Raw genomic sequence first — 18,150 nt, forward strand, 5'->3', positions numbered from 1 at the left:
ATGGCGAAAAAATTCAGGCGATCCAAGAGCAAAAAGGGCGGCTTGAGCCGCCCTTTTCCATGCCATGAAGCTCGGCGCTAGGCCGCGCGGGAGGAACCCGCCTTCTTGTAGGTGTTGTGGATGGCGTTGAGCGACCGCTCGAGTGCCGTCCAGAGGCGGCCGATCTCGTCCGCCCCCTGAGAGCCGGCATCGTATTCCCGGGCGCCCTCGCCCGTTGCCAGCGAGAGCGTCAGTTCGGGACGGTGCGTGATCTGGCCTGCCCAGACAGGAACCTGGAGCGCGTTCAGGGCTCCACGCGCATCAGCCACGACGGCCGCCTCGTTATCACCGTGCTTGGCCGGCGCGGCGTTGATCACGGCCGCGTAGGGCTTGCGGTTCTCGCGGGCGATGGCGACCGTGTCCTGCAGCGCCGCGATGTCGAACAGGCTCGCCCTGGTCGGAATGATCACGAGGGTTGCCTGCTTGATCGCCTCGGCGACGATCGAGGACTTGTTCGGCGGCGTATCGACGAGAACCCACTCGTAACCTTCGCGCTTGGCGTCCCGGATGGCATCCGCAATGTTGCGGACATTGTGCTTGAGGCCAAGGTATTCCTGGTTTCGGATCTTGTGCCACAAGGACAAGGACCCCTGCGGGTCGTTGTCGATCAGCAATGTGGGGCGTGAAGGGTTGGCGATATAACTCGCGAGATGAGCAGCGAGCGTGCTCTTACCCGAGCCGCCTTTCCGCGAAGCAAAGACCAGCACGTTCATGCCTGACTCCTTATCAGCCTGTTCCTGCAGCACTGCGCTTGAGGGTTAAGACCATCTTAATATTGTTCACCTGTAGCAGAGCAAGACCTGATTTCCTAATTCCGGCTCTGTTCCCACGGTGATTTTCACAATTCCTTGGTCGAGGCGGCTCAGATTCTACGTTCCGGCGGCTGGAGCGGGGCTGCCAGAAGCTCGGCAGCCCATGTGCCGTCCTTGAGTCGGAGCCCTCCGATAGTCGCCGCGATGAGACCGGATCACGCCCGCGACAACTGAAAACCCTCAGGAACCGTCAGGTTTCGCGGCATCATGTTTGCCGAGGGAGCATGGTCCTCAAGCATTGAGTGCAGCTCGGCACGGTCAGGCAGGAAGATCGCACGACTTATTCACAATTCGTGCTGGCACATGCTTGCCGAGCTCGGAACCACCTTTCTGCTTAGCCGTTAAGCTCCAGACTTCACCAGTTAGGAGCTGACACATGTCGAAGAAGATCTTGTTTGCAGGCGCCCTTCTCGTGGCTCTTGCTCCGGTTGGCGCTTTCGCTCAGTCGGGCGGTGGTGCTGCGGCCGGCGCGACTACGGGTGCCGTTGGCGGCGCCATTGTTGGCGGTCCGGTCGGCGCAGCCATCGGCGGCGTGACGGGTGCCATCGTGGGCGGCCTCGCCGAGCAGCAGCAGCCGCAGTTCCGCCAGTACGTTGTGACCCAGGGCGTTCCGTCCTACCGCTACCAGGAAGAGGTTCGCGTCGGTGCGACGCTCCCGGCTTCCGGCGTGGAGTATTATGAGGTTCCGCAGCAGTACGGCGTCAGCAACTACCGCTACACGGTCGTGAACGACACGCCGGTTCTGGTCGAGCCCAGCACCCGCCGCATCGTCCAGGTCATCCGCTAATCACCACAGCGGTTGAAGCATCAGGGCGGCCGAAAGGCCGCCCTTTTCCGTATCAGACGGCGCTCACGCGCGCATGAACCACAGCCATGGCGAGAACCGCCATCGCGAAGACCTGATGCGCAAGGCCGGCCCAGAGGGGCACCACGAGCAGCAGGGTCACGATGCCGAGCACCATCTGGGCGAGGGTCAGACCCGCCATGGCAGTGGCCCGCCCGGCCGTCTTCGAGTTCGGAGCTGTCCGCCGCAATGTCCAGGCATGCCACAGGGCAAAGGCCACGATGGCATAGGCGGCCAAGCGGTGGTTGAACTGAACCAGCACCACGTTGTCGACGAAGTTCTCGATCCAGGGCGAGACAGAGAACAGGGCTGACGCCGGTGGGACAAGGGCGCCGTCCATCAGCGGCCAGGTGTTGTAGGTCAACCCAGCTTTCGAGCCGGCGACAAGGCCGCCGAGCGCAATCTGGAATAGGATCAGTCCCATGAGGATGCGCGGCGCGTAACCTGCGGGCACCTCCCCTGCAGCGGAGCGCTCCTTCAGACCGGCCGCGACCCAGACCAGGCAGGCCAGGATGATGCTGGCGACCGTCAGGTGCAGGGCAAGCTTGATGGGAGCCACAGCGGTCATGCCGGGCTCGAGGCCCGAGGCCACCATGATCCAGCCGATGGCGCCCTGCAGTCCACCGAGAGCGCCGATACCCAGGAGGGTCAGGGCAAGCCTGCCTTTGATCACACCCCTCGCCCAGAACCAGACCAGCGGCAGGAAGAACGCGAGGCCGATGAGGCGCCCGAGCTGCCGGTGACCCCATTCCCAGCCATAGATGAACTTGAACTCGGACAGGGTCATGCCCTTGTTCACGAGCTCATACTGGGAGATCTGCCTGTATTTCTCGAACTCCACCAGCCAAGCCTGCTCCGTAAGCGGCGGGATGGCGCCTGTGACCGGCCGCCACTCGGTGATCGAGAGACCTGAACCGGTCAGGCGCGTGGCGCCGCCGACGGCGACCATCAGCACCACCAGCGCCGCGAGGGTGTAGATCCAGGTGCGGACCGCAGACAGAGATCGGGTTTGGGGCACGCGCGCCAGCGGCATGCCTTCGGTGGAGGCTGCGACAGCCATGCTCACTCTCATCATCGATTAGGGCTTGAACCCAGGATATGGACGTCACATAGAGGCTACGCCTCCTGGAGGCAATTCATGCCGGTGACGCACCGTCGGGATGAGGTTTCACGAAGTTGAGGGTTTCGGCCATGGGTACGCGCGCGCGCAAGCTGATCGGCACGGTGGTGATGCTGGCGTTCATCTTCTGCTATGCGCTCTTCGCCATGGCCGTTGCCGAAGGCAGGATTTCCGAAGCGCCGAAGCTCATTCAAACCCTGGCGTATATCGTCCTCGGCCTGATTTGGATCGTCCCGCTCATGCCGCTCATCCGGTGGATGGCGAAGCCTGACAAACCTTAGCGCTCAAGCGCCGCCGACCCCTTCGATAATCGTACCGGTGCCACCGCAGGTTTGACACGCCGTCGCACCGACGCGGCCGCTGCCCTTACATTCCGGGCACACGTTCTCACCAGTGCCGGGAGTGCCAGGTTCAGCCTGATCACCGGGGTTCAGCTTCGTCTGGTCGGAACCGGCCTGATCTTTCGGTGTGCTGGTCATGGCAAATCTCACATGGTTCTCATCCGATCAACGCGGCAGCAAAACCCCGGTTCTCCACCGTTCCAAAGAAAAGGCCCGCTCGGAGGCGGGCCTGATCGCATAAATCAGTGGCAGACTCTGCGGCTGCGGTGCTCCCAGCCCCAGCCCGGAACCCACTCCCGGTAGCGCTCGGTGGTGCACTGCTCCACATAGACCCGCTCGCGGATCGGACGCTCGTAGTAGACCGGCTCCCGACGCTCTTCCACATAGACCGGCGGCGGCGGAGGCGGCGCCCGGTAGACGACGGGCGGCTGAGGCTGAGCCACAGCAGCGCCGACAGCCGCACCAACGGCAAGACCACCCAGTGCGCCGAGAGCCACAGCTGCACCAGGCGACAGGCGATCCCGGGCTGCAGCCGGCTCGGCGACAGCCAGGCCGGAGACCAGCGCCAGAGCAGCGGCCGTGCCGGAAACAAGACGGAAGATCCTCATGATCAACACCCCGACAGAAGGGAGGCCCCATGTCTCCCTCTTCATGTCATGAGATATACTGTTCGAAACCTCTCCGAAAGCTGAACAGATTGTGGCAAAGCCTGGGTTTTCGCCGATCTTGCCGGAATGGTGAGCAAGCTCTTAACGGGGATGCGCGGCAGATTCAGTCTGCCGCGGTCCGCAACGGCACGGACAGGAGCACACGCACCAGATCCGCCTGACGGTTGGTATACGTCTTGCGGAACAGGTTCTTGAGATGGAAGACGACGGTGGTCTGAGCCACCTCGAGCTCCTCTGCAATCTGGTCCAGACGTTTGCCATCGATCAGCATCAGCGCGACCCGTGTTTCGGACGGCGTCAGGTTGTACAGGCGGACCAGCGTGTCGCCGGAAACCTTGGCGCGCTGCTCCGTGTCGATCACGAGCAGCACCACGGCCTCTGGTCGCTCCTCGGGCGAGAAGCGCTGGCCGGGGATCGGGACGAGGTAGGGCCGACCGCCCGAAAGGCGCGGGAAAGAGATGATCTCGTCGAGCGTTTCCTCTTCGAAGGCCTTCTCGATCGCCGAATAGAGCTTGCTGTTCTGCTTGGCTACGGAGCCTTTCAGGATGCCCTGCGCGGCACCCAGGCCATCCTCTTCGGCGAGGATGCGCTGCGCCTCCTTGTTCATCACCCGAACCGCTCCGGCCTCGTCGACGATCACGACGCCCACAAGAAAGCGGTCGAAGGCGAATGTCGCCTTATAGAGGGCATCCACGGTGCGCCCTTGAGAGGCTTTGAGGATTTCTTGCCAAGATTCTTCCGCACGGTGAACGGCACTCGTCTGCGCGCGCGCGACCTGATCGAGACGGGCTGCAACAGTTGCGAGCAGAATCTCGTAATCGATGGGCTTCACCAGGTAGTCGTCCGCGCCGGCCTGTTTTCCGGTCAGGACATCGTTGCGCTCGGCCAGCGCCGTGAGGAAGATGAAGGGAACGTCCACCATGTTTCCCTGCTCGCGCAGGGCTTTGAGAACATCATAGCCGCCAAGACCCGGCATGGTGATGTCACAGAGGACCAGATCCGGGCGATGCCTCTCGAGAAGCGCCAGCGCCTCGCTGCCATTCGCGGCCTGGAGCACGCGATAATTGGCAGCCTCCAGCTCCTCGGCGATGTCGCTCCGGAGATCATTTTCATCTTCTACGCAGAGGATTGTTTTTTGTGTTGTCATGATCATTAGTCACTCATGCAGCCTGCTGCGCTTGATCAGCATTGGCGATGGGTAGGTCGAAGGTGAACAGGGAACCTGCCGCCTCGTAGCTCTCAACTTGGATCTCGCCTCCATGGAGGTGCATGATCCTCTGGGCAAAGTTCAGGCCGATGCCGGTACCGGCGATTCCCGAGGCTGTGCTGGCGCGATAGAAGCGCTCGAAGATCTTCGGCAGTTCGCCCGCCGGAATTCCAATGCCCCAATCCCGAACGGAACAATAGGCACGCGAGCCGTCCATCCAAATCTTGATCTCGACGACGGGCGAGGTCCCGGAATACTTGATGGCGTTGGACAGAAGGTTCACCACCACCTGCTCGATCAACATGCCGTCGCAATACACCCGGACGGGAACGTCCGGCACGTCGAAGCGGATGTCGGCTTGGGAACTGACCTACCTCTGCCGCTCACAGATATCCATGACGAGATGGGTGAGATCATACGAGGCGGGGTTCAGTTCGATCGTTCCGGCATCGAGCTTGGCCGCATTCAGCACGCTGTCCACCAGGCGGGTCAGCCTCGTTCCCGCGTTGCGGATCTTCTGGACCCGGGTGACGAGCTCGTCCTGGGTGAGAGCCGAACCGCGCCGCAGGATGCGTTGCGCGCTCGAGTCGAGGATGGCGAGCGGCGTCCGGAACTGGTGGGATACCATCGACACGAAGGTGCGATAGGCATTCGTCGTCTCGCGCTCGCGCTCCAGGGCCGATTCGAGGGCCTTGGCGGCCTGCTTATAGGCGCTGATATCGGTCAAGCGGACAAAGATCGTGGCTCCGTCGGCCTTCGTGAGGGAGAGCCGTTGCCAGGTGTCCTTCTTCACCAGGAGATCGTACTCGATTTCCTCGAAGGGCACCTGGGCTTTCACGAGGCGAAGATCGGCTCCCTCGCACATGGCGAAGCAGCGCAGGAACACGGGCAGGCTCATGTCCTCGTTGCACCAGAGCGACACGGGAGCCGCCGCCCAGATCTGCTCATTGGCGAAGAGGAGCTTTCCCGTCCAATCGAAAGCCGCAAAACCCTCGGAAGCCGAATTGATCGCTGCGATCAGGCGGCGCTCGGCCTGGCGCAGGGCTGGGGTTCTCTGGAGAACCTTGATCTCAAGATCGAAGTTCTGCCGCTCAGCCTGCTTGCGTGCAAGCCACTGCTCCGTCACATCCCGGATAAAGGCAATTCCAAGCTTGCGCTCCGCCATGAGGATGGGGAAGCTGTTGATCTCCAAACAGCGCTCATGACCTTCCGAAGTCACCGCCTCGTGCTCCAGGACCGAGCTCGCGCCTTCGGTGGCATTGGTGAGGACCTCGACGATCTCGGTCCTGCCGAACAGGCGGTCCAGATTCTCCATCCGCTGTCCGATTGCCTGGTCCGGCTTGATGTTCAGCAGATCCTCCATGCCTGGGTTCCAGAGCAGGCACCGAAGCTGACCGTCGAACATGATGATGCCCTGGTTGCTGATGTTGTTGATCACCAGGTCGGACAACTCCTGCTCCTGCTTGAGCAGCTGCTTGGCCTGACTTGCCTCCTGAACGCCCTTGAAGAGGCGTATCAGAAGGAAGGCGGCGCTCAGAACAATTCCCATGAGGAAGGCGAAGCCTTCGAAGATCACCTGCAGATAGCTGGAGCGCTTCAAAGCAACCTGATCATGGCTGAGCGCGACCATCTGATTGGCGGCGTCCCTGAGCCTGTAGGCGAGCTGCATCATCTGCTCGCGCAGAAGCACCGCGGCCTGAGGGTCGATCCCGTTCTGCAGGAGCGGCTCGGCTATTGTGAGCTGAAGGTAGGCGCCCTTGAGGTCGCCTGCGATACCAATGTCCTCCATCAGCTTGCCTTGGCGTCCCTCCAGCAGAACCGACAGGCGGCTGATCAGAATGCTGGTTCTAAAGCCCGGCTGCTGCTCCGGTGCGCTGAAGCTCCCATTCGCGGCGGCTCGGCCCAGGTTCTCCGCCAGGACGGCTGCCTCGAACTGAGCCTGGGTTACGTACCAAACCGTCGAAACGGACCCATCATTGCGAAATTCATGCTCCATCTCGAAGAGCCGCGCGACGGTGAAGCCGAGACACACGACGAGGCTTGCAGTCGCGAGAAGCGTGACCAATGCAGTCTTATAGCGATGCAAGCTGAACCGCATGGCTATTCGATGTGAAGCTTGTTGAGCTGCCAGACCCAGCGGGCATCATATCTGGCGTCCTGCAGAACTTTGTGGTGGTCTCTCGGATAAGCGATCCACAAAGGTCCCTTGTCGCGGATCGTCAGCACGCGGCCGTCCACCTTGATGGCGAGTAACGGCCCGAATCCAAGATCCTCGATGGGAATGACCGAGACATAGTTGTTCAGGGCAGATGCTCTCAGGCTCTTTCCGCGGCCTCCTACCCTTTCCAGCAATGCGCGAAGCGGAATCCTCTCGAACAGCTGGGGCACCTCGGACAGCTCCCATCGTGTCGCAAACGATGGCCTGCCGAGCGCCTCCAGCATTTCCATATCGAACAGCGCGGCGCCGTTGCTATTGGTCCGCTCGATCTTGCCGGATACGGTCAAGACGACAGGCCCCTTGGGCAGCGGCAGCGGCTCCGTCGCGTAAGACAGGCCGCCAATGCCCATGGCTATTGAAAAAGACAGAAGCCACATGGAGAAAAGATATCAAGCAGGATCTCAATGAAAACGGCCCTGTGATGAATAATTTATAGGTAAACATCAATTATTAAACAACTTAGACCCAAGTATTCATAAATTTTCGTACCAAATAGTCATTTTATATGTTTATGTTTGCTTCGAGATCCGGCTGCGCTTTCGCCGTTTTCTGGGCCGCCCGGCCGAGTCCTCATCGGCAACCTACCTGTTAAGGTTGGCAAGCTTGGCCGCAAGAGTTATACTGCAATCGGATCGCCAAAGGATTGCTGTCGGCCTATCGGCCCAACAGGAGATAAAAATGCGCAAGTTCATGACAGCCTTGCTGGGTGTGGCCATGTTTGCCCCGGTCATCCCGGCCAGCGCAACCCCCGTTCAGACACGCCCCCTGCCCCGAGTCGAGCAAGCCTACCCGAACGAGGGCTATGCTCAATACTATCGTCGTGGGTACCGCCCATACTATCGTGACCGGTACTACTACCGCCGCGACAATGGCGCTGCCGTTGCGGCGGGCGTTGCCGGCCTTGCTGCTGGCGCCCTGATCGCCGGCGCGATCGCCAGCCAAGCTCAGGCTCAGCCGGCCGCGCCGCAGCCTCCCGGCGTGGTCGATCCGCAGGTCGCGGCCTACTGCGCCCGCAAGTACCGCTCCTATGACCCCGCAACCGGAACCTTCCTTGCGACGAACGGAATGCGATACGTCTGCACCTACCCGTAATTCTCAGCAAGACGTCTCTTCTCAAGCCCTGCGGCAGTCCCCTGCCGCAGGGCTTCTGCTTATGTCGCCCGCCTCTTATCCGTGGGCCTTTAACTCGCGGGGATATGCCTTAGAACAAGACGCAAGGCCGGCAAGATGCCCAACACCGAAACAGAAGGCTCAAGAACAGCTCCATGGCTCAAGATTCTGACAACGGCGGAACAGTCATTCCTCCCACCGAAGCCGCTATCCTGACTTCCGGCAACATGACGGATCTCGAGCTGATCCTTCCGGATATGGGCGACAGCGACCTGCCGGAGATTGCGATTTTTCTCGTGGCCTGCGCCATGCGCTTTCACAGCGATCCCGACTTCGTTCAGGAGCAGTTGGAATGGCTCGTCCAGGCTCATGATGCCGAGGTGGACGAAGGGATGAAGCCGGACCAGCTGAACTCCGCCAACGACGATTGATGGCCCGGCGCCTCAAGACGCTAGCCTAGTCGATGAACTCCACCGGAGTGCCCTTCTCGACCATCGCGGCCAATTCCTGAACATCCCAGTTGGTCAGCCGCACACAGCCGTGGGAGTAGGCTTTACCGACCTTCTCCGGCTCGGGCGTGCCGTGGATGCCGAACGACTCGATGGAGAGGTCGATCCAGGTGCTTCCCACGGGGTTGTTCGGTCCCGGCTTGATCTCGAACTTCTCCTTCGCCTTCACCCCTTTGAAGGCGTAATCCGGGTTGTAGGTGTAGTTCGGGTTCGGTGCGACGGCTCGAACCGTATGGGACCCTTTGGGAGCAGGCTTCTCCTCGCTGCCGATGGAAGCCGGGTAGACCGCCATCACGGCACCATCCTTGGATAGGACGCGCAGGATACGCTCGCTCTTGACGATTTCGATCTTGGCCACCTTCTCCTTCGGCTTCCCGGGATCGGGTTTCGCATCCACATTGGCCACAATGATGATCGTCCCCGCCTTGTCGAAGGATTTGTCGGGGTTCAGGGCCTTGAGCAGGTCCAGGTCCATATGGAACTTCTCAGCCAGCAACTCCTCCGGGCTCGAATAGCCAAGCCGGTCGAGTTCTGCCTGCTCCTCCATCTTGTCGGGGATTTTGACGAAGGGGCCTTTCACGTCGTTGTCGGTGATGGTGTATTCGCTCAGCACCGGCTCAGCGGATGTTTCGGTGAGCTTTCTCCACACCTCTTCGTCGAGCGCTCCGTCCGGTTTGAGCTCATTGGTCTTCTGGAAGATCTTGAGCGCGTTCTGAAGGTTCTCGCCGTTGTGTCCGTCGATGACGCCGGGCGAGAATCGCGCCCGGTCGAGCAGGACTTGAGCTTTGACCAGAGCCGGATCGATCTCCTTGCCCTTGTCGCTCTTGGGCGCCCATTCGGCACCGTTCACCGCTTCCAGATTCAGCCCCTGAGGCGCAGCCAGAGCAGGTCCAAGGACGCTCAGAAATCCGAGAGCAGCATAAGCAGTCAACTTCATGGGAGACTCCACCGACGATGTCATGAACGACAAAGCCCGGATCGCCCTCCCTGTTCCCGCGATCTACTGGCAGATCCGATAGTCTCCCTTGCGCTCGCGCAGATCGAGGTGGAGGTGATCACCGTGAGCAGCGTCGGATCCGGGGCCGAGCACCGTATTGAAGATGGGACAGGCAGCCTTCTGGATCGCAGACTGAAAAGTCGCTTCCGGCGAGTTTTCGGACTGTGCGGCGATCGTCAGCGGAGAGCGCTTTGCAAACTCAAATCCCATGATGTCGACTCCATTGCCGAGAGCATGCTCGCTGAGCTTGGCCCCGTTGCGCTGGTCCCGGCATTGATAGGATGTTCCGATAAGAACCTTCGTCGGGGCGCTCTGGAACTGACGCTCTGCCTCGGGAGCAACCACCTCGCTCATCCAGCGCGCGAGGCTCTCGGCCACCGGACACGCCATGAGCGACGCGGGGGCAACCTCGATGCCGTTGGACAGAGACGACAGGAGAACGGGGTTCTCGATGCTGCACCGTCCCTCCTGCACGGGAGGCCGCTTCTCGAAGCGCAATCCCAGCTTGGAAAGCCTCTCGAGACAGGCGCCATGGGCGCTGTTCTCGTCGGCCGTCTTTTCGGCAGGCACCTCGGTTGAGGGCGGGCCGTCAGAGCCGGGCTCGGGTTCGGGCATCTCCGGCCGGTCGGGACGCGGTGGCGGCAGCGGCGCTGTCGGTGCCTGCGCCCAGGCGGCCGACGTCAGCATCAGCAGCACAACCATGCTGGCGCTCATTCGCCTTGCCCTGCGGCCCCGAAGGTTCATCGCAACTCCGATCTTTTCGCCTCTCACTCCTATAACCCTCATGCGCCGAGCTTGAGTTCCCGCTCAGCCTTCTGCGCGCCTTGTTCTCCTGACGGGACGCACCAAAATCCTATGAGGATTCGAGGTCCCAGCATGAGGGCGTCCCCAGGGATGAATACCGGTTCGGACAAGAGTCTGGCGATGGTCTCGGTATTGACCCAGGAGCATGAAAGCTCCTGCACGAAACGTGTCGCAGAACTTGAGGCGCGCATTGCCCGACTTCAGGCGGAACTTCAGGAAGCCGAGACCGAGCTCGAGCGGGAAAAGACCCGCCTGCCCGCACCCGGCGACTTCGTCCGCTGTCCTCTGACGAATTTCTTCGGGCGCGTGACGAAGATCACCCCGCGGCCTCACGGCCGCCCCTGGATCGAGATCGTTCCCTATCTCGGTCCCGACCTGCCCGGTCATTCGACCATGGATCTCTTCGACAGCTGGGAACTGATCGATCCTCCCTCGAAAGAGGCAGCGGCACAAGGCGAAGCCAGCGAGCTCCCGAAGCTCCCGATCATCGCTCCCTTCATGCCGGTCGCCAGGCTGATGCACAGCCCGGCACCTGCAGAGGACGAGATCGAAGTGTCGCTCCAAAGGCTCTGGTCTCCTGCCAGGGATGTTTCATCCCAGTCCTGAGCCCCCGGGGAATCTGCAACATTTCCACGCATCTCGCGTTTGCCCTCCGGCATCGCTGCCCGACGTGCCAGCGAAGCCCCCACCGCATGGCACTCGGAAGAGCTGAGCTCCTGGCCCCTTCCCTGCATCTGCCATCGCATGAGCGACCACTCGAACGATGGGACGACAGCCATGGCAGAGGACGGGCAGAATGTACGGCTCCAGGTCGCGAATGCCCGACCGGACGATTCCGGGCGTGGCATCGCGCGCATGAGCCGGCAGGCCCTGGCGGAAATCGGCGTTCAGGAAGGCCAAGCCATCGAGATCATCGGAAAGCGCCATACCACTGCCATTGCGGTCACGCCCTATGCCGAGGATGAGGGCCTCAACATCGTGCGCCTCGACGGTCTGCAACGCGTGAACGCGGGTGTCGGCAGCGGCGATCATGTGGAGGTGAAGCGAGCCGATGTCCGCCCTGCAACCCGCGTCGTGCTGGCGCCGGCCCAGAAGGGCCTGCGCCTGCAGGGGTCCGGCGATGCGCTGAAGCGCACCTTCTATCAGCGTCCCCTCACGGCCGGCGACGTGATCTCGACCTCCGTGTACTCGCAGCGATCGGCGGATCCGCGCCTGCCGGAGGAGTTGCGCGGCATGCTCAACATCCCGGCCTACGGCCTGCAGGAGATCCGCCTCGTCGTCGTCACCACTCTACCGCGCGGCATCGTGCATGTGACGGCGGAAACCGAGATCGAGCTCCGCCCGCAATTCGAGGAGCCACGGGAAGCCCGCCGCGCCGACGTCACCTATGACGATATCGGCGGCCTCGGCAACACGGTCGATCAGCTCCGCGAGATGGTGGAGCTGCCGCTCCGACATCCCGAACTGTTCCAGCGCCTCGGCATCGACCCGCCGAAGGGCGTGCTGCTCTACGGCCCGCCCGGCACCGGCAAGACCCGGCTGGCGCGGGCCGTCGCGAACGAGACCGAGGCGCAGTTTTACCATATCGCCGGCCCCGAAATCATGGGCCGTCATTACGGCGAGTCGGAGCAGCGGCTGCGGCAGGTGTTTCAGGAAGCGCAGCAGAATGTACCGGCAATCATCTTCATCGACGAGATCGACAGTATCGCGCCCAAACGCGAGGAAGTGACCGGCGAGGTCGAGCGGCGTATCGTGGCGCAGCTTCTCACCCTCATGGACGGATTGGAGCCGCGCCAGAACATCGTGGTGATCGGCGCCACGAACCGGCGCGAGGCCATCGACGAGGCCCTACGACGCCCGGGCCGGTTCGACCGCGAAATCGTCATCGGGGTTCCGGACGAGCCGGGCCGCCGTGAGATCCTGGGCATTCACACCCGCGGCATGCCCTTGGCTGAGGATGTCGATCTCGCGGAGGTCGCCCGCACGACTTACGGCTTCGTCGGGGCCGATCTGGCGGCGCTCTCCCGCGAGGCGGCGATGGATTCGCTGAGGCGCATTCTGCCCGGCATCAATCTGCGGGACGGCATCCCGTCCAACGTGCTGGAGAGCCTTCAGGTCAACCGGCAGGATTTCCTGAACGCGATGAAGCGCGTCCAGCCGTCCGCCCTGCGCGAGATCATGATCCAGGTGCCCAACGTCACCTGGGACGATATCGGGGGCGTCGAAGAGGCCCGGACACGTCTGCGTGAGGGTGTCGAACTTCCCCTCAAGAGCCCGGAATCATTCCGCCGTCTCGGGATCCGACCCGCCAAGGGCTTCCTGCTCTTCGGCCCGCCTGGAACCGGCAAGACCCTGCTGGCGAAAGCGGTCGCCCGTGAGGCCCAGGCCAATTTCGTCGCGACGAAATCCTCCGACCTCCTGTCGAAATGGTACGGCGAGTCCGAGCAGCAGGTGTCGCGGCTCTTTGCCCGCGCCCGCCAAGTTGCCCCGACGGTCATCTTCATCGACGAGATCGACTCCCTTGCTCCCGTTCGCGGCGGCGGGCTCGGCGAGCCCGCCGTTACCGAGCGGGTGGTCAACACGATTCTGGCCGAGATGGACGGCCTCGAGGAACTGCAAGGCGTCGTCGTGCTGGCGGCGACGAACAGGCCCAATCTCATCGACCCTGCCCTGCTGCGGCCCGGCCGCTTCGACGAGCTGATCTATGTGCCGGTTCCCGATGCCAAGGGCCGGCGCCATATTCTCGGCATCCACACCAAGACGATGCCGCTCGGGCCCGACGTCGATCTGGATACGATTGCCGAACGGACCGAGCGATATACGGGAGCCGATCTCGAAGACCTGACCCGCCGGGCCGGCCTCCTCGCATTGCGGGAGTCGCTTCAAGCGCAGAGCGTGACCATGGCGCATTTCGAGCAATCCCTGCGCGAAACCCGCCCCTCCGTCACGCCTGAAATGGAGCGCGAATATGAGGAACTAGTCGGCACCCTCAAGCAGACGGGACCGCAGCGCCAACCCATCGGTTTCCTGCCCTTCAGGCAGGCTGCCGAGTAGACCGGGTTCAGAGAAAGAATGGCTCATGAGATTGTGCTCGTGAGCCACTTCTCTTGTAAGGCAGGCAAAGAAAAGGCGCGGACCCGAAGGTCCGCGCCTCTTTCTAAGAAGATGCAAGACTTACCGGACGCAAGCCACTGGAACACGGGTGTTGGAGACCGGATCCAGAACCGTGCGGCAGGGCACGCCATTCACCGTGCGGATCTCGTGCGGAGCCGCATAGGGGAACGGCGAAGCCGGGGTGCCCGACACAGGAGCGCCCATCATAGGGCCAACCGGGGCGGGAGCGATGCTGCCCGTCGCGATGACGTCAGTGCCCATGGCCATGGGAGCAGCCGAAACGCCTGCCACCGGACCGGCGCAGGCCACCGGAATTCGAGACTTCGAAGTTTGGTCGTAGACGGTGCGGCACGGCACGCCGTTGATCCAGCGGATCTCATGCGGAGCCGCGTAGGGGAACGGAGAGTTCGGCGTTCCGGAAGCCGGCTGTGCGACGGCAGTGCCAATCCCGGAAAGGGCCATCAGGCCGGCGCCAGCAATGAGTGCGATCCTCTTCATAGAAGTCTCCTGTGCTTGGTTTAGGCATGGCTTCTCGCCATAAGAACACAGGCTTAACGCGCTCGGGCCGAATGGTTTCCGAGAGTAATAGATGCCCACAGAGTTGTGATGAGCAGGGAGTATAAGGCCAAGTTGGGTATTGCTAAGCCTATAGACCATATATCGTAGTCACATCAGCGGTTGAACCTGTACATGTCAGCACAGCATTGTCTTCGTAATATTTAGTCATTCTAAACTGCGCTAATCGAAATCTACGTATATAGCCAAAAAGCAGAGCTTTATTCCCGCGCTATCGCAATTGTCGGTAGCAGATCGCGCACGGGAATGGCGCAACCCGCATGCTCCCGCGTGAGCACGCCCTTGCTCTTACCGCGCCTCACGCGCTCCGCTCCTCGAAGCCAGACAATGTCCACTCGCGACGCCTACAAGGCCGATCAGGAGGACGATCCTGCCGCCCCTGCTCGGCTCTCGAGAGCTTGGACTGCGCTTCCGCTCTATGCTGCAGCATCCACCGCCAAGCGCCCTTCATGGATGGCGTGGCAGGCGACGCCTCCGAGGAGCGGCGGAATTTCAGCCCGGCAGCGCTCGTTGGCAAAGGGGCAGCGCGGGTTGAAGGTGCAGCCAGTCGGCGGGCTGATCGGGTTCGGGATCTCGCCGCTCACTGGAATGCGCTGGCGCCCGGTCATACCTACATCCGGCACCGCATCCAGCAGCATTCGGGTATACGGATGCTTCGGCTGCGCGAAGAGCTCGCGCCCGTTGGAGATCTCGACGATGCGGCCGAGATACATCACGCCGATCCGGCTCGCCATATGGCGCACAACGGCAAGGTTGTGGCTGATGAGCAGGTAGGTCAGGCCGAGGCGATCCTGCAGGTCGCGCATGAGATTCAGGATCTGCGCCTGCACGGATACGTCGAGTGCGGATGTCGGCTCGTCGCAGACGATGAACTCCGCATTCGACGCAAGCGCACGCGCAATGGCGACGCGCTGGCGCTGGCCGCCGGAGAACTCGTGCGGATACTTCTTGCCGTCAGCCGGATGAAGCCCAACCAGCGTCAGCAGCTCGCCCACCCGCGCCTCGATCTCCTTCTCCCGCTCGATCAGCCGGAAGGCTCGGATCGGCTCGGCGACGATGCGGTCCACCTGCCAGCGGGGATTGAGGCTGGCATAGGGGTCCTGGAAGATCATCTGGATGCGCCGCCGCAGGCGCTGGCGCTCGGCCAGAGCAGCCCTGCTCGACATGGAGACGCCGTCGATCACCACCTCGCCGTTTGTCGGCGGCAGCAATCCCACCACCATGCGCGCGACCGTCGACTTGCCCGAGCCGGACTCGCCGACGAGCGCGAAGGTCTCGCCCTTGGCAATGGAGAAGGAGACGCCGTCGACCGCCTTGAGGTACTGCTTCTCGCCGCCTTCAAGCACCCGGTTGAGCCAGGGCTTGGAGACGTCGAACTCACGACGCAGGTCTTTGACTTCGACATAGGAACGCTCGGTCACGCGACGGCCTCCGATCGGGCGGAAGATTCATCATAGAGATGGCAGGCAACCCGGTGCTCGCTGTGCTGGATCGGTTCCGGCCGCTCAACCCGGCAGCGGTCGAACACATAAGGGCAGCGCGGATTGAACGGGCAGCCGGGCGGAATGGCCGAGAGGCGCGGCATCGAGCCCGGAATCTGCACGAGCCGGTCCGTCTCGCTCTCGAGCGACGGGATCGCTCCCATGAGCCCCTTGGCATAAGGATGAAGCGGGTTCTGCACCACGTCCCGCACGGGACCGATCTCGGCGATGCGGCCCGCATACATCACGGCCACGCGGTCGGCGGTCTCGGCGATCACGCCCATGTCGTGCGTGACCAGCATGATGGCCGTGCCGTGCTCGCGCCCGAGGCGCTTCAGGAGCGAGATGATCTGCGCCTGCACGGAGACATCCAGAGCCGTCGTCGGTTCGTCGGCGATGATGAGCTCCGGCTCGGCGCACAGGGCGAGCGCGATCACCACGCGCTGGCGCATGCCGCCGGAGAACTCGTGCGGATAGCTGTCGATTCGCCTCTCGGGCGCCGGGATACCGACTTCCGCGAGAAGATCGATAGCACGTTTGCGCGCCGCGCTGGCCGAGAGGTTCGTGTGGGTTCGGATGGTCTCGACGAGCTGTTCGCTGACCCGATAGAGCGGGTTCAGGCTTGTCAGAGGATCCTGGAAGATCATGCCGATGCGCTTGCCGCGCACCCGCCGCATCTCGTCGGGCGGCAGGTTGTCGATGCGCATGCCCGACAGCAGGACCTCGCCGCCGGCGATGCGGCCGGGCGGGTCGATGAGGCCGATGACGGCGGAGCCCGTCACCGACTTGCCGGCACCGGACTCGCCGACGACGCCAAGCACCTCGCCCTTGCCGATGTCGAAGGAAATGCCGTCGATGGCCTTGAGGATGCCGCGGCGCGTGACGAATTCGACGCGCAGATCACGGACGGAGAGGACAGGCTGAGTCATCAAAGGCACCCGTTCACTTGCCTCTCGCGGGGCACCGCCAGAGTCTTAACTGTATCTTGCTTGATCCACTCAATGCCTCTGCCTCTCATCGCCTGAGCCATATTGAATATATGACCTTGCTGACAAAAGGCTGGATCTTTGGCCAAGCCGCCTTCTAGAAGCCCTTTTATATCGTTCGAAACGCGGTCGATATCAGGAACAGTCCCAAGCTCTTTAGTTCTCGCATGAAGCGCCAGAACGCTCTCGTCTAGAGTTGCCCGGTAGTCGTTGCGTTCATCTGGATGGCATAGCTCCTCAAACAGCTGCACCATTCGGGTAATACTCCATACACAGGCTGTATTGGCGCTCTGAGCAAACGCTCCCTGAGCCGGTGCTGCAACCATGATAGCAGCCAACAATTTTGTGACTCTGCGTTTCATCATCGCAGCTTCGGATTAAGTGCATCGCGCAGCCAATCGCCTAGCAGGTTGATGGCGAGCACGAGCACGGCGAGCGCGATGCCCGGGAAGGCCACGATCCACCACTCGCCGGAGAACAGATAGTTGTTGCCGATGCGGATGAGCGTTCCGAGCGACGGCATGGTCTCGGGCATGCCGGTGCCGAGGAACGACAGGGTCGCCTCGGTGATGACGGCGAGTGCCAGATTGATGGTGGCGATGACCAGCACCGGACCCAGGACGTTGGGCAGGACGTGCCGGAACATGATCACCGGGGTCGGCAGGCCGATGAGACGCGCCGCGGCAATGTAGTCCTTGTTCTTCTCCACCATCACCGATCCGCGCACGGTTCGGGCATACTGCACCCAGAAGCTCAGGCCGATGGAGAAGACCAGCACGGAGAGGGTCGTCACCTCATCGAGCTGACCGCCGAGGACGGCTTTCACCACACCGTCCACCAGAAGGGCGATCAGAATGGCCGGGAAGGTCAGCTGTACATCGGCAATGCGCATGATGACGGCATCGGTCGTGCCGCCCACATAGCCGGCAATGAGGCCCAGGGTGATCCCGAGAGTGGCTGAAAAGGCCACGCCGAGGATGCCGACCGCGAGCGAGATGCGCAGTCCGTAAAGAATGGCGGAGAAGATGTCGCGGCCCTGCTCGTCGGTACCCAGCACGAAGGGCATCTGCCCTTCCGCATCCCAGATCGGCGGAAGCCGGCTGTTCATCAGCTCAAGCTGGGCAGGATCGAACGGATCCTGCGGCGACAGCAATCCCGCCAGGACGGCGCAAGCCATGAAGAGAGCCGTCAGGAAGGCGGCCACCATCGTGAGCTTGGAGCGCTTGAAGCTTGCCCAGATGTCGCTGTCGAGGAAGCGGCCGGCCCATGTGGTGGGCGGGGAATGCGGCGTGGGCGCCGCCTGAATTGCGTCTGCCATGGTTCC

At 62.2% G+C, this 18,150-nt stretch carries 21 protein-coding genes; 6 read left to right on the forward strand and 15 right to left on the reverse strand.

The features are described 5' to 3' along the window. Positions 1–77: 77 nt before the first annotated feature. On the reverse strand, positions 78–752 hold the full coding sequence (locus MA07_RS15470) for a ParA family protein (protein WP_036352648.1): 675 nt from the start codon (positions 750–752) through the stop codon (positions 78–80). A gap of 475 nt (positions 753–1,227) precedes the next feature. Between MA07_RS15470 and MA07_RS15475 the strand changes: the two genes are divergently transcribed. After that, on the forward strand, positions 1,228–1,638 hold the full coding sequence (locus MA07_RS15475; RefSeq protein WP_036352651.1) for a DUF1236 domain-containing protein: 411 nt from the start codon (positions 1,228–1,230) through the stop codon (positions 1,636–1,638). A 52-nt stretch (positions 1,639–1,690) separates the two neighbouring features. Here the strand turns inward: MA07_RS15475 and MA07_RS15480 are convergent, their stop codons facing one another. After that, positions 1,691–2,728, reverse strand: a complete 1,038-nt coding sequence (locus MA07_RS15480) for a COX15/CtaA family protein (protein ID WP_036352774.1) — start codon at positions 2,726–2,728, stop codon at positions 1,691–1,693. 158 nt (positions 2,729–2,886) lie between these two features. Between MA07_RS15480 and MA07_RS15485 the strand changes: the two genes are divergently transcribed. Beyond that, a complete protein-coding gene (locus MA07_RS15485; protein WP_036352654.1) occupies positions 2,887–3,096 on the forward strand; it encodes a DUF2842 domain-containing protein in 210 nt (69 codons plus the stop codon). Positions 3,097–3,099: 3 nt separating this feature from the next. Here the strand turns inward: MA07_RS15485 and MA07_RS30915 are convergent, their stop codons facing one another. The 6 genes from MA07_RS30915 to MA07_RS15505 all read right to left on the reverse strand — a co-directional run bounded on the left by MA07_RS30915 (position 3,100) and on the right by MA07_RS15505 (position 7,626). Further along, positions 3,100–3,294, reverse strand: coding sequence for a hypothetical protein (locus tag MA07_RS30915; protein WP_081928992.1), 195 nt, complete (start codon positions 3,292–3,294; stop codon positions 3,100–3,102). A gap of 104 nt (positions 3,295–3,398) precedes the next feature. Beyond that, positions 3,399–3,764: a hypothetical protein gene (locus MA07_RS15490; protein ID WP_152568883.1), complete on the reverse strand. Its 366-nt coding sequence runs from the start codon at positions 3,762–3,764 to the stop codon at positions 3,399–3,401. A gap of 163 nt (positions 3,765–3,927) precedes the next feature. Next, complete coding sequence (locus tag MA07_RS15495) at positions 3,928–4,971, reverse strand: response regulator (protein ID WP_160195443.1); 1,044 nt, start codon at positions 4,969–4,971, stop codon at positions 3,928–3,930. A gap of 13 nt (positions 4,972–4,984) precedes the next feature. After that, entirely contained in the window at positions 4,985–5,371 is a 387-nt protein-coding gene (locus MA07_RS27865; protein ID WP_052003205.1) for an ATP-binding protein, read from the reverse strand. A gap of 30 nt (positions 5,372–5,401) precedes the next feature. Further along, on the reverse strand, positions 5,402–7,096 hold the full coding sequence (locus MA07_RS27870; RefSeq protein ID WP_160195444.1) for a histidine kinase dimerization/phospho-acceptor domain-containing protein: 1,695 nt from the start codon (positions 7,094–7,096) through the stop codon (positions 5,402–5,404). Positions 7,097–7,131: 35 nt separating this feature from the next. After that, positions 7,132–7,626 (reverse strand): hypothetical protein, encoded by a 495-nt coding sequence (locus MA07_RS15505; RefSeq protein ID WP_036352660.1) that lies wholly within the window; start codon positions 7,624–7,626, stop codon positions 7,132–7,134. Positions 7,627–7,927: 301 nt separating this feature from the next. Between MA07_RS15505 and MA07_RS15510 the strand changes: the two genes are divergently transcribed. Further along, positions 7,928–8,341, forward strand: a complete 414-nt coding sequence (locus MA07_RS15510; RefSeq protein WP_052003208.1) for a BA14K family protein — start codon at positions 7,928–7,930, stop codon at positions 8,339–8,341. Positions 8,342–8,514: 173 nt separating this feature from the next. After that, entirely contained in the window at positions 8,515–8,790 is a 276-nt protein-coding gene (locus tag MA07_RS15515; RefSeq protein ID WP_036352662.1) for a hypothetical protein, read from the forward strand. Between the two features lie 25 nt (positions 8,791–8,815). On the opposite strand, the gene MA07_RS15520 is transcribed toward MA07_RS15515, so the two are convergent. Continuing rightward, positions 8,816–9,805 (reverse strand): L,D-transpeptidase, encoded by a 990-nt coding sequence (locus tag MA07_RS15520; RefSeq protein WP_036352664.1) that lies wholly within the window; start codon positions 9,803–9,805, stop codon positions 8,816–8,818. Between the two features lie 63 nt (positions 9,806–9,868). Then, positions 9,869–10,567, reverse strand: a complete 699-nt coding sequence (locus MA07_RS15525) for an extensin family protein (RefSeq protein WP_052003209.1) — start codon at positions 10,565–10,567, stop codon at positions 9,869–9,871. 192 nt (positions 10,568–10,759) lie between these two features. Here MA07_RS15525 and MA07_RS15530 point away from each other — a divergent pair, with 192 nt between their 5' ends. Both MA07_RS15530 and MA07_RS15535 read left to right on the forward strand, forming a co-directional pair. Beyond that, positions 10,760–11,275 (forward strand): hypothetical protein, encoded by a 516-nt coding sequence (locus tag MA07_RS15530; RefSeq protein ID WP_036352670.1) that lies wholly within the window; start codon positions 10,760–10,762, stop codon positions 11,273–11,275. A gap of 171 nt (positions 11,276–11,446) precedes the next feature. Continuing rightward, positions 11,447–13,723 carry a CDC48 family AAA ATPase gene (locus tag MA07_RS15535; protein ID WP_036352673.1) on the forward strand — a complete coding sequence of 759 codons (2,277 nt, stop codon included), beginning with the start codon at positions 11,447–11,449 and terminating at the stop codon, positions 13,721–13,723. Positions 13,724–13,843: 120 nt separating this feature from the next. Here MA07_RS15535 and MA07_RS15540 read toward each other — a convergent pair whose 3' ends face one another. The 5 genes from MA07_RS15540 to MA07_RS15560 all read right to left on the reverse strand — a co-directional run bounded on the left by MA07_RS15540 (position 13,844) and on the right by MA07_RS15560 (position 18,144). Beyond that, the gene (locus MA07_RS15540; RefSeq protein WP_036352675.1) at positions 13,844–14,281 is read right to left on the reverse strand and encodes a hypothetical protein; all 438 of its coding nucleotides are present in this window, start codon (positions 14,279–14,281) and stop codon (positions 13,844–13,846) included. Between the two features lie 494 nt (positions 14,282–14,775). After that, positions 14,776–15,780: an oligopeptide/dipeptide ABC transporter ATP-binding protein gene (locus MA07_RS15545; RefSeq protein ID WP_036352679.1), complete on the reverse strand. Its 1,005-nt coding sequence runs from the start codon at positions 15,778–15,780 to the stop codon at positions 14,776–14,778. Continuing rightward, the gene (locus MA07_RS15550; protein ID WP_036352682.1) at positions 15,777–16,769 is read right to left on the reverse strand and encodes an ABC transporter ATP-binding protein; all 993 of its coding nucleotides are present in this window, start codon (positions 16,767–16,769) and stop codon (positions 15,777–15,779) included. Before MA07_RS15550 ends, MA07_RS15545 begins: the two co-directional genes overlap by 4 nt. Continuing rightward, positions 16,769–17,191, reverse strand: coding sequence for a hypothetical protein (locus MA07_RS15555; RefSeq protein WP_152568884.1), 423 nt, complete (start codon positions 17,189–17,191; stop codon positions 16,769–16,771). Before MA07_RS15555 ends, MA07_RS15550 begins: the two co-directional genes overlap by 1 nt. Beyond that, positions 17,188–18,144, reverse strand: coding sequence for an ABC transporter permease (locus MA07_RS15560; RefSeq protein WP_036352690.1), 957 nt, complete (start codon positions 18,142–18,144; stop codon positions 17,188–17,190). The genes MA07_RS15555 and MA07_RS15560 overlap by 4 nt, the downstream gene beginning before the upstream one ends. Positions 18,145–18,150 lie beyond the last annotated feature (6 nt).

The organism is Microvirga sp. BSC39 (assembly GCF_000739015.1).
Lineage (GTDB): Bacteria > Pseudomonadota > Alphaproteobacteria > Rhizobiales > Beijerinckiaceae > Microvirga.